The 14072-nt window shown below is 65.9% G+C and carries 15 protein-coding genes and 1 other RNA gene; 7 read left to right on the plus strand and 9 right to left on the minus strand.

The features are described from left to right. Positions 1 to 10: 10 nt before the first annotated feature. Positions 11 to 733 (minus strand): ABC transporter ATP-binding protein, encoded by a 723-nt coding sequence (locus ACDH77_RS17725; protein WP_338338928.1) that lies wholly within the window; start codon positions 731 to 733, stop codon positions 11 to 13. Between the two features lie 242 nt (positions 734 to 975). Between ACDH77_RS17725 and ACDH77_RS17730 the strand changes: the two genes are divergently transcribed. After that, complete coding sequence (locus tag ACDH77_RS17730) at positions 976 to 2829, plus strand: M14 family metallopeptidase (protein ID WP_372353573.1); 1854 nt, start codon at positions 976 to 978, stop codon at positions 2827 to 2829. A gap of 21 nt (positions 2830 to 2850) precedes the next feature. Here ACDH77_RS17730 and ACDH77_RS17735 read toward each other — a convergent pair whose 3' ends face one another. Further along, complete coding sequence (locus ACDH77_RS17735; RefSeq protein ID WP_031425028.1) at positions 2851 to 3795, minus strand: LysR family transcriptional regulator; 945 nt, start codon at positions 3793 to 3795, stop codon at positions 2851 to 2853. A 107-nt stretch (positions 3796 to 3902) separates the two neighbouring features. Here ACDH77_RS17735 and ACDH77_RS17740 point away from each other — a divergent pair, with 107 nt between their 5' ends. The 3 genes from ACDH77_RS17740 to ACDH77_RS17750 all read left to right on the plus strand — a co-directional run bounded on the left by ACDH77_RS17740 (position 3903) and on the right by ACDH77_RS17750 (position 6584). After that, entirely contained in the window at positions 3903 to 4304 is a 402-nt protein-coding gene (locus ACDH77_RS17740) for a Rid family hydrolase (RefSeq protein ID WP_011348740.1), read from the plus strand. Positions 4305 to 4766: 462 nt separating this feature from the next. Next, positions 4767 to 5504, plus strand: coding sequence for a DNA/RNA non-specific endonuclease (locus ACDH77_RS17745; protein WP_031425030.1), 738 nt, complete (start codon positions 4767 to 4769; stop codon positions 5502 to 5504). A gap of 294 nt (positions 5505 to 5798) precedes the next feature. After that, a complete protein-coding gene (locus ACDH77_RS17750) occupies positions 5799 to 6584 on the plus strand; it encodes an alpha/beta fold hydrolase (RefSeq protein WP_031425032.1) in 786 nt (261 codons plus the stop codon). Between the two features lie 51 nt (positions 6585 to 6635). On the opposite strand, the gene ACDH77_RS17755 is transcribed toward ACDH77_RS17750, so the two are convergent. After that, positions 6636 to 6712, minus strand: a non-coding RNA gene (locus tag ACDH77_RS17755) — sX9 sRNA. A gap of 60 nt (positions 6713 to 6772) precedes the next feature. Further along, complete coding sequence (locus ACDH77_RS17760) at positions 6773 to 7699, minus strand: LysR family transcriptional regulator (RefSeq protein ID WP_014091183.1); 927 nt, start codon at positions 7697 to 7699, stop codon at positions 6773 to 6775. A 132-nt stretch (positions 7700 to 7831) separates the two neighbouring features. On the opposite strand from ACDH77_RS17760, the gene ACDH77_RS17765 reads away from it, so the two are divergent. Together ACDH77_RS17765 and ACDH77_RS17770 are read left to right on the plus strand one after the other, a co-directional pair. Beyond that, entirely contained in the window at positions 7832 to 8482 is a 651-nt protein-coding gene (locus tag ACDH77_RS17765) for an FMN-dependent NADH-azoreductase (RefSeq protein ID WP_014091184.1), read from the plus strand. Between the two features lie 3 nt (positions 8483 to 8485). Beyond that, a complete protein-coding gene (locus tag ACDH77_RS17770) occupies positions 8486 to 8770 on the plus strand; it encodes a YciI family protein (RefSeq protein WP_008577649.1) in 285 nt (94 codons plus the stop codon). Between the two features lie 68 nt (positions 8771 to 8838). On the opposite strand, the gene ACDH77_RS17775 is transcribed toward ACDH77_RS17770, so the two are convergent. The 3 genes from ACDH77_RS17775 to ACDH77_RS17785 form a co-directional block, all read right to left on the minus strand. Continuing rightward, positions 8839 to 9210, minus strand: a complete 372-nt coding sequence (locus tag ACDH77_RS17775) for a hypothetical protein (RefSeq protein ID WP_031425037.1) — start codon at positions 9208 to 9210, stop codon at positions 8839 to 8841. A 54-nt stretch (positions 9211 to 9264) separates the two neighbouring features. Continuing rightward, entirely contained in the window at positions 9265 to 9495 is a 231-nt protein-coding gene (locus ACDH77_RS17780) for a DUF1653 domain-containing protein (protein WP_008577645.1), read from the minus strand. A gap of 282 nt (positions 9496 to 9777) precedes the next feature. After that, the gene (locus ACDH77_RS17785; protein ID WP_031425039.1) at positions 9778 to 9963 is read right to left on the minus strand and encodes a hypothetical protein; all 186 of its coding nucleotides are present in this window, start codon (positions 9961 to 9963) and stop codon (positions 9778 to 9780) included. Positions 9964 to 10160: 197 nt separating this feature from the next. On the opposite strand from ACDH77_RS17785, the gene ACDH77_RS17790 reads away from it, so the two are divergent. Next, the gene (locus ACDH77_RS17790) at positions 10161 to 10406 is read left to right on the plus strand and encodes a hypothetical protein (RefSeq protein ID WP_031425041.1); all 246 of its coding nucleotides are present in this window, start codon (positions 10161 to 10163) and stop codon (positions 10404 to 10406) included. Here ACDH77_RS17790 and ACDH77_RS17795 read toward each other — a convergent pair. Together ACDH77_RS17795 and ACDH77_RS17800 are read right to left on the minus strand one after the other, a co-directional pair. Next, positions 10359 to 11837 (minus strand): SulP family inorganic anion transporter, encoded by a 1479-nt coding sequence (locus ACDH77_RS17795; RefSeq protein ID WP_042774032.1) that lies wholly within the window; start codon positions 11835 to 11837, stop codon positions 10359 to 10361. The genes ACDH77_RS17790 and ACDH77_RS17795 overlap by 48 nt on opposite strands. A gap of 262 nt (positions 11838 to 12099) precedes the next feature. After that, positions 12100 to 13857 (minus strand): chloride channel protein, encoded by a 1758-nt coding sequence (locus tag ACDH77_RS17800; protein WP_031425045.1) that lies wholly within the window; start codon positions 13855 to 13857, stop codon positions 12100 to 12102. Positions 13858 to 14072: the final 215 nt, after the last annotated feature.

Consider the following 14072-nt stretch of genomic DNA (forward strand, 5'->3'; position numbering starts at 1 on the left):
ACGTGCAGCCTCACGCAGCGCGATCCTGCGGGCGCGCGAAACGCGCATGCAGGGTGCGCACGTCGAAGCCGCTGTCGCCGGCACCGATCTCTTCGGCAATCCGGCCGTTTTCCAGAAACCCGATGCGGTCGGCCACATCCACCGCACCGAGCAGATCGTGGGTGACCATCAGCACCGCGGCGCCGCGTTCTCGCACGCTGCCGACCAGGCGATTGAAGTCGGCGATGGCGCGCGGATCCAGCCCGGAGGTGGGCTCGTCCAGCAGCAGCACCGGCACCTCGCGCAATGTGGCCACGGCAATGGCCACCTTCTGCCGCATGCCCTTGGAGAACCCTGCCAGCCGTTGCGCCCAGGCATCGCGCTGCAGGCCAGCGGCCGCAAATGCCTCGCCAATGGCGGCCTGGCTGCGACGCTGGCCGGCCAGGGCAAGCAGATAGTCGGCATTTTCCAATGCGCTCAGATGCTCGTAGAGCGCCACGTTTTCCGGCAGATAGGCCAAGCGCGCGCGCGCCTTGCCGGGGTCGGCGACCGGGTCCACGGCGTCCACGCGCAGGTTGCCGGAGACGGGTTTGACGAAGCCCAGCAACGTGGACAGCGTTGACGACTTGCCGGCGCCATTGCCGCCCAGCAAGGCGTAGACGCTGCCGGGCGCGACGCCGAGGTTCAGCCCCTGCAGCACCGCGCGGCCACGGTAGGCCACGTACAGGTTGGAGATTGAAATCGCGTGGGTCATTGAAGAATTGAAGGGCGTGGACACAGACATATCAGGAAGTGATACGTTATCACATTGCTTGCACCGCCAAAATCCGCCCGCCGTCGCGGGCAGGAGCCCGGCCGGCACTAATAACCGCCGCGCCGCGCATCGCGCCTGCGGTCAGCGCCTTGCGGCGCGAACGTCCAGCCAGGCGCCTGCGCCGACACGGCTGACCCGCACGAGCAGACACCGTCGCCCACCACTCGAGACCCTCACACACAATGACCTTCGAAACGCGCAGCTGTCATCCGCCCGATGCTTTCCATGACTTCGACCGCCACGCTCCCGCTGACGCCAAGGCCTGCAACACCGCGCGCAGCACCCAACGCCTCGCCAACGGGCTGGCCATCGCACTGTTCGCTGCCGCACAGCTCAACGCGCAGACCATCGATACCAGTGCCCCGTTGCCGCCGGTCCGCGCGTGGCACGGTGCCAGCGAAGCATTGATCGTGGCACCGGACGATCCGTGGATGACGCCGGCCGAGCGTAGCGATTTCGTCAGCACGCCCAGCTACGCGCAAACGCGTGCGTGGCTGCAACGGCTGGTTGCTGCTTCGCCGCTGCTGTCGCTGGAGGTGTTCGGCAAGACCGGCGAAGGGCGCGACTTGCTGCTGGTACGCGCGCGCAAGGGCAAGCCCGGCAAACCGGTCGTGCTGGCACAGGCCGGCATCCATGGCGGCGAGATCGATGGCAAGGACGCCGGCCTGATGCTGCTGCGCGATATTGCACAACGCGGCAAGGACGATCTGCTGGACGAGGTCGATTTCGTATTCGTGCCCATCCTCAACAGCGATGGGCACGAACAACGCGGCCCGCTCATCGGCGCCGCATTGCGCGGCCCGCAGCAGATGGGCTGGAATACCACCACGCGCGGCATCAACCTCAATCGCGACTATCTCAACCTAGAAGCGCCGGAGACGCGCGCGATCGTCAGGCTGCTGCACACGCTCGACCCCGCCTTGTATATCGACCTGCATGTCAGCGGTGGGCTCGATCATCAGTACGACATCACCTTCACCTTCGCCGGCTGGGGCACCTACGCGCGCTCGCGCGCCACGGCCGGTTGGCTGCAGCAGCGCTTCACGCCAGCCGTCGACGCCGCGCTGCGCCGCCAGGGTCATGAACCTGCGATCTACCCCAGCCTGATCGACGAAGACGCGCCGCGCTCGGGCTTGCGCTATTCGCCTGAAGGCCCGCGTTATTCCACCGGCTATGGCGACTTCGCCGGCATCCCCACCGTGCTGGTGGAAAACCACCGCCTGAAGTCATACCGGCAACGCGTGCTCGGCGATTACGTGCTGCTGGAAGAAGCCCTGCGCCTGGTCGGCCGCGATGCACACGCCATCGATGCCGCCAAGCGTGCCGATCGCGCGGCGCGCCCGCAGGAATTGATGGTGGCGTGGGAACGCCTGCCGCAGCCGATCGACCATATTCCGTTCAAGGGCGTGACCTACACCCGCGCCCTGTCGCCGGTGTCCGGCCGGCCGGAAGTGCGCTGGGAAGGCCGCGACGAAACCTGGACGATGCCGGTGATCGGCTACCGGCAGACGCAGGCGGTGCAGTACCCGGTGGCGTGGTGGATTCCGCCCGGCAACGACGATGTGCTCGCCTTGCTCGATGCGCATGGCATCGGCTACGACCGTCTGCAACATCCGGCCCGGCGCGCGGTGCAGCAGATACGCATCAGCAAGACCGGCAGCGATCAGATCCCGCACACCCATGACGTCGAAGAAGTCTTTCCCGCCGGCAGCGTCCGCGTGCCGGCCGATCAACCGATGCGCATGTTGGCCGCCGCCTTGCTGGAACCGCGCAGCAACGATTCGCTGCTGGCCAGCGGACGTTTCCGCCATGCCGGCAGCCCCGACAGCGGGCTGTACGCCACCGAGCTGGTTGAATTCAGCGAACGCGTGTTGCGCAGCGATGCCGCGTTACGCAGCGCGTTCGAGCAAAAACTGGCCAACGATGCAGCGTTCCGCGCCGATGGCGATGCGCGCCTGCAGTGGGTCTATGCACGTTCGCCCTATGCAGCGATCAGCGGCTGGCGGTATCCGGTGCGGCGCGAAGTGAGGCAATAGCGCCGCGCATCCCTGTGGCGCTCACCGCGGTGCGGGCGCCATCACTGGCGCATGCTCGGCCATCAGCGCAATCACCCAATCGATGAACACACGCAGCTTGGCGCTGACATGGCGGTTGGGTGGGAAGGCGATCGACAGCGGCATCGCTTCCAGCTGCCAGTCCTGAAAGATCGGCACCAGTTCGCCGCTGGCGACATGCGCGTTGGCCATGTACACCGGCAGCCACAGCACACCCATGCCGGCCAGGCCGGCGGCCAGATAGGCATTGCCATCGTCGGCGGCCACCACGTGGCGGCCATGCACGCGCACCGCCTCGTCGCCGCGTTGCATCACATACGGCACGGTTGTGCTGCTGCCCCAGCGCATGAAGCCGACGCAACGATGCCGTGTATTTTCCAGCTCGGTTGGATGCGTCGGGGTGCCCAGCCGCTGCAGGTAATCGGGCGCTGCGTACACGCCGGCCTGCAGGTCGCCCACGTGACGCGCGATCAGCGACTGGTCGGTGATGGTGCCGCCGCGTATCACGCAATCGACGTTTTCGCCGATCAGATCCACCCGGCGGTCGCTCACGCCCATGTCCAGCTGGATCTCCGGATAACGCGCATGGAATGCCGGCAACGCCGGCATCAGGATCAGCCGCGCCAATGGGCTGGGCACGTCCACGCGCAGGCGCCCGCGTGGCAAGCTGGCTGCAACCGACAGGCTGGTTTCGGCATCGTCCAGGTCTGCCAGCAGGCGCAGCACGCGCTCGTAATAGGCCGCGCCATCGGCAGTGACCTGCACCCGGCGCGTGGTGCGATTGAGCAGCTTCACCCGCAGGCGCGCTTCCAGTTGCTGCACCAGCTGGGTCACGCTGGCGCGGCTCATGTCCAAGTGTTCGGCCGCCTTGGTGAAACTGCCGGTCTCGACCACGCGCGCAAACGCCTGCATTGCATCGAATCGATCCACCACTGCTCCCGCGGCCAAGATTGTTTGGATTCTACAAACAGTGTTGGTCGATGCTGCCGATTTATCGCAACTGCAGACCCGCCTAACGTGTGCCTTCGTTCTGATGCACTTCGATGGAGAGCCACATGGCCACACGCGACGTCGTTTTCCCGCAGGGGCGCCACGCCCTGTACGAGCGCCACCATTACTCGCCGGCGGTACGCGCCGATGACCTGCTGTTTGTCGCCGGCCAGGTCGGCAGCCGCGAGGACGGCTCGCCCGAGCCCGAGCTGGACGCGGAAATTGCCCGCGCCTTCGTCAACCTGGATGCCGTCCTTGCCGCGGCCGGCTGCACTTCGCAGGATGTGGTCGACGTCACCTTGTTCATGGTCAACCCCGAGGTGGTGTTCGAGGCAATGTGGGACAAGTGGGTCAGCTACTGGGGCCCGGCCCCCTACCCCACCGTCACCGCGGTCGGCGTGACCTGGCTGGCCGGCTTCCAGTTTGAGATCAAGGTGGTGGTCAAGCTGCCGGCGAAGGCTGCATAACACCTCCCATTGCCTGCGCGGCAGTCATCGCGCGCCATCCCGCCTGCAGCAGATCTGCGCCTGCGCAACGCAACCAGCGCACGCGGGCGCGTCTCGCATTCGATCGGCCACGCCTGGCTCGCCAGCGCGTGGCGTTGCCTGTGTCCACGCCGCGCAACGTGCCCATCGCACCCCTGTCAGATCTCCAAACATCAGCGAAGAAGATCGCCGAGAGCATCAGCCTCATCAACGGCATCGCCTCCAGACCGAATGCCAAGCGCTTGGCTACACGCCGAAACAAGATCTGGGCGACCGCACGCTGCTCGGGCCCAAGTCACCAACAAGCAACATTCGTATGCGATAGCTGTAGCGCTCGCCATGCCGCGAGCCCTCTGTTCCCCTGGCGCGTTGTCCAACGTCGATGTGCTGACGCATCGCGGCGGCGGCTTCGTGCGTCCGATGATTTCAAGGAGATTGACTTCCATGCGCTTGAAGACCTTTTTCGTCGTTGTGCTTCTCACCACCTTCAGCGCCGCCGCACAGGCGCAGGTGGTAACCCTCAACAAGGGCGGCTATACGCTGACGTACGACTGCACCAACCGCACCGCACTGCGCTACGAATACGTGCTGCAGGCCGACACGGGCTCGGCTGCACGCCCGTCCAGCTTCAATCTGGATACCGAATTGCCCAGCGGCTGTGCCGGCCAGACCTCCACGGCCTCGTATGCCAGCGTGCGTTCCGGCTATGACCGCGGCCATCTGGTGACCTCCAACCACATGGACTACAACGCGACCTACATCCGCCGCGCCAACCTCATGAGCAACATCGTGCCGCAGGTGGCCAGCTTCAATCAGGGCATCTGGGTACAGGCAGAGAACGTGGCCGAGTGCTATCGCGACATCGCCAGCGTGCAGGTTTACGGCGGCGTGATCTACAGCGACACCAGCAACGATTACTTCCTCAGCAGCCACGGCATCCGCACGCCGGATTTCTTCTGGAAGACCATCATCACCGCCAACCCGAGCGGCGGTTCGCGCGCCATCAGCTGGCTGATTCCCAATAGCGCCAACCTGGGTGCGTTGGACAGCTATATCGTCAGCATCGACGAACTCGAAGACCTCTACGGCGCCAGCACCATCGGCATCAGCGCACCGGCGGCTGTCAAAGCCATGCTGCCGTCCACCACCTGGCCGCAGCCGAGCAATTGCGATCTGGGTTGAGTCGCGCTGCATCCACGGCATGCCGCCCAGCCCGGCCTGTGCCGGGTTGGGTCACGGCACGGCGGGCACTGGCTGCGTGGCGCCGCGCCGCCTGCGTGACAGCCTGCGCGCGGCTCGACATCTCCATCGCAGAGCCGGCGTGCCGGTGGAATGGACTGCGGTCCCGCGGGCGCCAGCCATGTGTCAGGTGTGTCAGCGCTGCCACATTTATTGGCGAGGTCTGCGCTGTTTTGACGGCCAACGGCCGACATATGCTTGATCGCACTCTCTCTCCCACCTCTTGCGATCACGCTCATGCCATCCCCCTTGTCTGCCAACGCCGGCCTCGCCTTGCTGAGCGCCCTGTCGATCTTCGCTGCCGGCCCGGCAACCGCCGCACCTGTGCAGGGCCTGCCTACCATCGTGCTGGTGCATGGCGCATTTGCCGATGGCTCCAGCTGGTCTGGCGTGATCGAGGCGTTACAGCGCCAGGGCTATCACGTCACTGCAGTGCAGAATCCGCTCACCTCGCTGGCCGACGACGTCGCTGCGACCCGCCGCGTGCTGGAGCGACAACCTGGCGACGTGCTGCTGGTCGGGCACTCCTGGGGCGGCGCGGTGGTGACCGAATCGGGCAACGCCGACAACGTCAAGGGCATCGTCTATCTGTCGGCCCTGGTACCCGATACCGGCGAGTCGGTCGGCACGCTGCTGGCACGCCTGAAAGCGCCGATGGAAGGTTTGCAGCCGGATGCGCAGGGCCTGGTCTGGCTCGACGACGCGGCGACCTACCAGCACGTGATGGCCGCCGATGTGCCGCTGGCCAAGGTCCGGCAGCTTGCCGCCGTCCAGCAGCCGATGACCGCTGCCGCGTTCGGCGACGCGGTTTCGCAGGCCGCGTGGCATCGCAAACCGACGTGGTACCTGATCACCGACAACGACAATGCGTTGCGTCCGGATGTGCAGCGCGCCATCGCCAAGCAGATCGGTGCCACCAGTACCACCATCGCATCCAGCCATCTTTCGCTGGTTGCGCAGCCCGCCAAGGTGGCCGAGTTCATCGCACGTGCCGCGCGTACCATCGGTACGCCATCGCGGTGAGCACCAACACGAACCTGGCGTGTCGCGGCGGCCCTTACATGCGCTCAGGTCGGCTAACAAAACGTAGCGAGCAGTCGTCCGGCGGGTGCGGACGACGCGCTCAGAACCGCCTTTTACGAGTGGTATATGCCGATTCCGAGCATCGGCTGCGCCCGCCTGGCGCTGCACAGTCGTTTTGTTCGCTGCGCTTAGCCTGATACCTCGTGTTCGGCGCTCTCCAGCACCGCAGGCAGGACGTCGACCAGGAACTCGATCAAGGCGCGCACGCCCGGCGCCAGTCCGCGACGCGAGGGATACACGGCGTGTAGTTGATGCACCGGCAACGTGTGGTCGCCCAATAGCACCACCAGTTCGCCGCGGGCGATGCTGCCCCTGCACAGGGCCAGCGGCAACTGCGCCACGCCCATGCCGGCCAGCGCCGCGTGGTGCAGCAGCTCGACATCCTCGGTGAACAGGCGCGAACGGTAGTCCACCAGTTCGCTGGTGCCTTGCGGGCTGGTGAGCCGCCACCGGGGCGGCTCGCCATTGACGCCACGCGGGCCCATTCCCAGTACCTCATGCAGTGCCGCGGCAGAGGCGAACGGCCCATGCGCGTGCACGAACCCGGGGCTTGCCACCAACGCCTGCCGGCTGACGCCGAACGAGCGCAGGATCAAGCCGGAATCGTCCAGGCTCGAACGCACCCGTATCGCCACGTCGATGCCTTCGGCAATCAGTTCCACCCGTCGACTGGTCAGCTCCAGATCGACCTGCACATCCGGATGCGCCAACAAAAACCGCGGCAAGAGCTCGGCCAGAAACAGATGCGCCACACCGGTCGGGCAGCTCACGCGGATCCGGCCGGAGGGATGCTGCGTGGCGCGCTCGGCCACATCCAGCGCCCATTGCGCCGAGCGGGTGATGGATTTGCAGTGCGTATAGAACTCGGCACCGACCTCGGTGAGGCTGACCGCACGGGTTGAACGCTGCAACAGCCGCACGCCCAGGCGTTGCTCCAGATCTGCCACCCGCCGACTGACCTTGGAGCGGGGAAACCCCAACGCGCGACCGGCCGCCGAGAAGCTGCCGTGGTCGACCACTGCCACCAGCAGCGCGAAGTCGTTGAGGTCTTCCATCTGAATCCAACCCCACGCAAGGAGGCCGTCATTGTCCTGCCAGGCAGGACAGTTTGTCATCCGCCAGCGGCCTACCTGCGCCCGAGGGCGCTTCGTAGAGTGCCGCCACCGACCACAGCACACGAGCCCACCATGCGCTTGCTCCATCTCGATTCCAGCATCCTGACCGACACGTCGGTCTCCCGCCAGCTCACCGCCCAGGTGGTGCAGGACCTGCACGCAGCGATTGACGATCTACACGCCACCTATCGCGACCTTGCCGCGGTTCCCATCGCGCACCTTTCCGGCGCGATTGCTGCCGGCTTCCGCCCGCTGCCGCAACCAGCCAGCGACGCGGCATTGGTGGCCGAACATGCATTGTCCGAGCAACTGGTGGACGAATTCCTCGCCAGCGACATCGTGGTGATCGGCGCGCCGATGTACAACTTTTCGGTGCCGACCCAACTCAAGGCCTGGATCGATCGCATCGCCCAGCCCGGCCGTACGTTTCGTTATACCGCTAACGGGCCCGAAGGCCTGGCCGGCGGCAAGCAGCTGATCGTGGCGTCCTCGCGCGGGGGCATGTACACGCAAGGGCCGATGGCCTCACTGGATTTTCAGGAGGCGTATCTGACCGCAACGTTCGGCTTTCTGGGCGTGCGCGACGTGCACTTCGTGCGCGCGGAAAATCAGTCGCGTGGTCCGGAGCCGGCCGCGGCCGCATTGATCAGTGCGCAGGCCTCCATTGCCGATGTCGTGCGCAGTGTCGGGCGCGGGGTCGCGCGCGCGCGCGTGGAGGCCTGAGCCATGTTGCATCTCATCACCCTCACCTATCGCGTCGCCCCGCCGGCACTGGCCGCACATCTGGACGCCCACAAGCAGTGGTTGCGGGAGCACATCGATACTGGGCTATTCCTCGCGGCCGGCCCATCGGCCGATGGTCTTGGCGGCATCGTGCTAGCCCACCACACCGATGCGTCGGCACTGGATCGGGTTGTGGCGCAAGACCCGTTCGTGCTGCATCAGTTGGTGGATGTCGGCATACGCCGTTTCGAGCCAGCACTGCGCGCCAAAGGGTTTTTGCCCGGTTGAACGAGACCATGCCGGTGGAATGCGACGCCGCGGTCAGGGCATTCGTCGTAGCGACACAGGCGTCGTTGTCAATCGAGACCTGCAGGCGTGTCGACGCTTGCAGGCCGGGGCGCGGGGCCGCTTGCCGCAAACCACGCAGCGTACGGGGTGTTCTTGACCAGATGCCGGTTGAAATCCTTGGCACCATCGGTCCACCACACCGCGCCGCGTTCACCCAAGGCGACCTTGGCTGCATCGACCGCACCGCGCGCGGCCAACAGGCGTTGTGCATCGTCGTCGCGCTTGGCGGCCTTGACCGCGCGTCGCGCATCCATGAGTGCACTGACCAACGCGGCACGCACCTCTTCGCTCAGGTGCGGGTTGCTGGTGCGCCACAGGCGCGCTCGCACGACGAGGTAACGGCCGTCGGGCGTCGTGAGGGGCGTGGTCGCGGCAGTCATCGCGCGCTCAAGGCCAGGCGTACGGTTGCCGCATCGCGGCAGTGCGCGCGGCGCTCACTCCACGCGTTCGAAGCGAGCGCGGGCGACACCGTCCACCTCGACCTGCTCGACGAACATCGCATACGGGCGCACCCACAACCCGATATCGCGCTCCAGTGGCCGATACAGCACCAGCGGCTCCAGGGTTTCGCTGCTGCGCACCACACCGAGCACCTCATAGCGGCCGCCTTTGAAATGACGGTACTCGCCCAGTGCGATGGAAGGTAACGGCGGCAGGGTGTCCATGGCGGTATCAACGCGATCGAAAGGCCCTGGAGTTTAGGACCGCACGCAATGTGTGGCGAGCCGGCTTGTGTTGACGCTGGCCGCCGGCGGTCGATGACGGACATCCACACGCCTTGCATTCTCGGCAGGCCGGGTCCGCCGTGTCGCTGGCGCCTGCCTTGAAAGAGGCGCACCGGCCGCCACTGCAGCGACGGCCATGGCACCTCGCGCCGTCGACAGCATCGGGGCCTGTCGTGCGCCGTCGGGGCTCGCCGCAATCGCGTGCGTCCCGCAGAACCAAGCTCAGGTGTCCTCTTCGTCCCCTTCGTCCTCTTCGTCCAGTTCGTCCTCGATGCTGTCGTCGTCATCGATTTCGCTGTCCTGCGCAGGCCCGTCCTGCAGCAGATCCTCATTCTTGCCCGGCGCCTTGACGCCGTTGGGTGGCGTCGGGTCGTCGATACCCCGGTTGGCATTCTGGTTGTTGCCCATGGTCAGCTCCCGCGGCAGAAGACCGCCTGCCCACCCTCCTCCCGGCCCTGTGATGCGCACGTGTGCCGCACCCAAAAAATGCGCCGTTCATCGCAGTATCTGAACCATTGTGGCTCAGCGCAGGGTCGCCCCGCGCCGGCTTGCATCCGCGTATCGCCTCTCCCCGTAGACAGCAGGACGCCTACCGAGGAAACACCATGCCGAGCTTGATCTGCGATCTGGAAGACCTGCTCGCCTCCTGGAAGGCCGAGGCACGCACCTTCGACGCCTGCGACATGCCGGCCTCTGCACTGGCCTTCCGCGATTGCCATCGTCGCCTGTCCGCGTTGCTGGACGCGCATGCACGCCAATCGGCCTTGCCGACAGCCGCGCTGGCTGGGCGCGAGCAGCCCAGCTCAGTGACCGAGCTGCAGCCGCGCGCCATCGCGCCGATGGGTTCCTAGGGTGTCGATCAGCGCGTTGCTGGCCTGATTCGCGCCAGCCACCTCGACCTCGGCGCCGTGCGCGCGCAATTTGAACACCACCCGATCCAGCGCCGCTACCGCACTGATGTCCCAGAAATGCGCGTGGCTCAGATCGATCAGCACCTTCGGCGGCGTGCCGAGGAAATCGAAGCTGGCGACGAATTGCCCGGCCGATGCGAAGAACACCTGGCCGCGCACCGCATACACGCGTACCCCATCATCGCCATCGCTGGCATGCACCTGCAGCAAGCGCCCGACCTTGCGCGCGAAGAACAGTGCCGACAGCAGGACGCCGACCAACACGCCGCGCGCCAGATCGTGCGTCCAGACCGTGACCACGACGGTGCCCAACATCACCACCGACGAACTTGCCGGGTGCCTGCGCAGATCGCGCAGCGATCCCCAGTTGAAGGTGCCGATGCTGACCATGATCATCACCGCCACCAGTGCCGCCATCGGAATCTGGCGCACCCAGGCCGCGCCATAGACCACCATCAGCAGCAGGACGACGCCGGCCACCAGGCACGACAAGCGCCCACGTCCGCCCGAGCGCACATTGATGACCGACTGCCCGATCATCGCGCAGCCAGCCATGCCACCGAAGCAGCCCGCCACCATGTTCGCCAGTCCTTGACCTGCGCATTCGCGGTTGCGCTGCGATGGGGTATCGGTCAGGTCTTCGACAATCTGCGCCGTCATCAACGACTCCAGCAAGCCGACCACCGCCAGCGTCGTCGATACCGGCAGCAGGATGCGCACGCTGTCCCATGTCAGCGGCACGTCCGGCAGCAAAAATACCGGCAGGCTATCAGGCAGGTGGCCCATGTCGCCCACGTGCCGGAGATCGAGGTGCCAGTACGCGCATGCCGCCGTCAACACCACAATTGCGACCAGCGGCGAAGGAATCGCCGTGGTGACGCGCGGGAGCAGATAGATGATGACCAATGCCGCTGCACACACCGCATACACCGGCCATGGCATGCCGACCAACTCCGGCAGCTGTGCCAGGAAGATCAGAATTGCCAATGCGTTGACGAAGCCGGTGATCACCGAGCGCGAGACAAAACGCATCAATGCGCCCAGACGCAATGCGGCTGCAATCAGCTGCAGCACGCCCGCCAGCACGGTCGCCGCCAGCAGGTACTGCACCCCATGGTCCTTGACCACATCCACCATCAACAACGCCATGGCACCGGTGGCGGCAGAAATCATGCCTGGCCGACCACCGGCGATCGAAGTCACCACTGCAAGACAGAACGCCGCGTAGAGCCCAACCTTGGGATCAACGCCGGCAATGATCGAAAACGCGATGGCTTCGGGAATCAGCGCAAGCGCGACCACGATGCCGGCGAGCACATCGCCACGCACGTTGCCGAGCCATTGCTGGCGCAACGGGAAACTTCTGGACATTGAACGACTCCTTGCGCCGGCAACCACACGGCGCATTACATGCACGTCAAACACCTGGACCTTCGCAGCAACTGCGAGCGCGTAAGGCCTGAGGTCAGGGTGGTGTCATGTGTCCAAGGAGATCGTTCTTGAGCAGTGGCGATACTAACGCGCTCAGGCTAGCCCGAACAACCCGACGCTGCGCCTGTGTCTGCGCATCGAACATCAGACACAGATCAACGATGCGCACGCATGCGCGCAGCCGTTGCTGACAGCACGCGGCTCAGTCGTCGCTAGCCACGCGTTCGCCCATCAGTTCGCGCTCGCGTTTTTCCAGTTCTTCGGCGTAGCGCTTGCGCACGAATCCCTCCGACAGCACGCCCAGTACCTTGCGATCGCTGTCGATCACGGCCAACTCATCGGCCTGTGTCGTATCGAAGACCTTCATGATCGCCACGATGTCGGTGTCGGCCAGCAGCGCCGCATCGCGGTGCTTGGCATAGTCGCCGACCGGGGCGTCCAGCTGCACATTGTCGGCGTACAGCACGGCCAGCGGCACCACGCCGGCATAGTGTCCGTCTGCATCTTCCAGCACCACGCGTTGCGTGGAGCCCAACGGGAACCGCCGGCGGAATTCGGCCACGCTGATGTCGTGCGCGGTGTGGTTGGCATCCTTGCGCATCATCTTGCCAGCCGACAGATTGCGCACCCAGCCCACATCGCGCGCACTGCGGATGTTTTCGCCACGCAGATGCAGCCGCCAGGTGGAGAACGAATAACCGAACACCTGCCGCACCACGGTATTGGCCACCAGCACCGCCGCCATCACTGCGCTGGCCAGCACGAAATCGTGCGTGCCTTCCAGGATCAACATGGCCATGGTCATCGGCGCGCCAACGATGGCCGCCGCCAATGCAGCCATGCCCACCAGCGATGCACTGGTGGTGTCCACCACCGCAGCGCCCAGCAACAGGTTCAGGCTCACCGCGAACAGGCTGCCCACCAGCGAGCCCATGAACAACGATGCGAAGAACAGACCGCCGCGGAAGCCGAAACCCAGCGAAATTCCCGACGCAATGCACTTGAGCACCAGCAGGATGGCGAGCACCTGCAAGGTACTGCTGCTGGTCAGGTCCAGATGCAATGCGCCATGCCCCGAGGACAGCACCTGCGGCGAATACAGCGCCAGCGGAATCAGCAGCAACCCACCGATGACCGGGCGCCCCCACACCGGCAGATTGATGCGGCCCACGCCGCGTTCGATGCCGGCGACCAGGCGCATCACCGCAATGCCGATCAACGCGCACGCCAGGCCCAGCGCGATGTAGACCGCATAGTCGCGCGGCTGCAATTGGTAGGCCACCGCAGCAGGCAACGAGTACGGCGCTGCGCCCAGGGCATTGGCCATGAACGCGCCAGCCAATGCGGCGGCGGCCACCGGTGCCAATGCCGATGGCGTGTAGGCACCGATGACGATCTCGAACGCATAGAACGCACCGGCCAGCGGCGCGCCGAAGGCGCCGGCAATCGCACCGGCCGCGCCGGCGCCCACCAGCGTGCGCATGTCGGCACGCCGCACCCGCAACACGCGCCCCAGCTGCGAGCCGGCACCCGACCCCATTTGCGTGTAGGTCGCCTCCAGTCCCACCGACGCACCGAAGCCGTTGGACAACAAGGTCTGCACCGCAACGATCAGGTTGTCGCGCATCGACATGCGCCCGCCATGCAAGGCATTGGCTTCCACCGCATCCACGAGGGGCCGCTTGCGCCGCCGCGCCATCAGCGTCACCAGACCAACCAGCAAGCCGCCCAGCGGCAACACCAGCAGCTGCGTTGCCGTCATCGAGGTGGCCGTGCTGAGCCGCTGCTCGGGCGCGAGCGCGTATAGCCAGCTCTGCAGGCCATGCGCGATACCGGCCTGCAGCACCATCAATCCAGCCGCGATCAGCCCCACCAGCGCGGCCAGGGCGATGAACCAGAGATCGTTGGCGCGCAGCTGCCTGCGCAAGCCGTCCAGCGGCCGGCGGAGTTGCGCCGCCATGGCGTGCACGGCCGGCAAGGTGTGGGAAAGTGGCTGCATGGGACCAGTGATTGCGGGGTCGGCACCGGCAGAGCCGGCGTCCGCTGTGGGGCCTAGTGTGCCTGAGCGCCGCTGACCTGAGCCAATCTGGCGCGGCGATGAAACGCGCGCCGCGCCGCAGGCGTGATTGCAGGGCCAGGCATTCAGGCGCCAGAATCGGAGCCGGCACGCGGCGC

The sequence above is a fragment of the Xanthomonas axonopodis pv. maculifoliigardeniae genome, assembly GCF_041519315.1.
GTDB classification, from domain to species: domain Bacteria; phylum Pseudomonadota; class Gammaproteobacteria; order Xanthomonadales; family Xanthomonadaceae; genus Xanthomonas; species Xanthomonas euvesicatoria.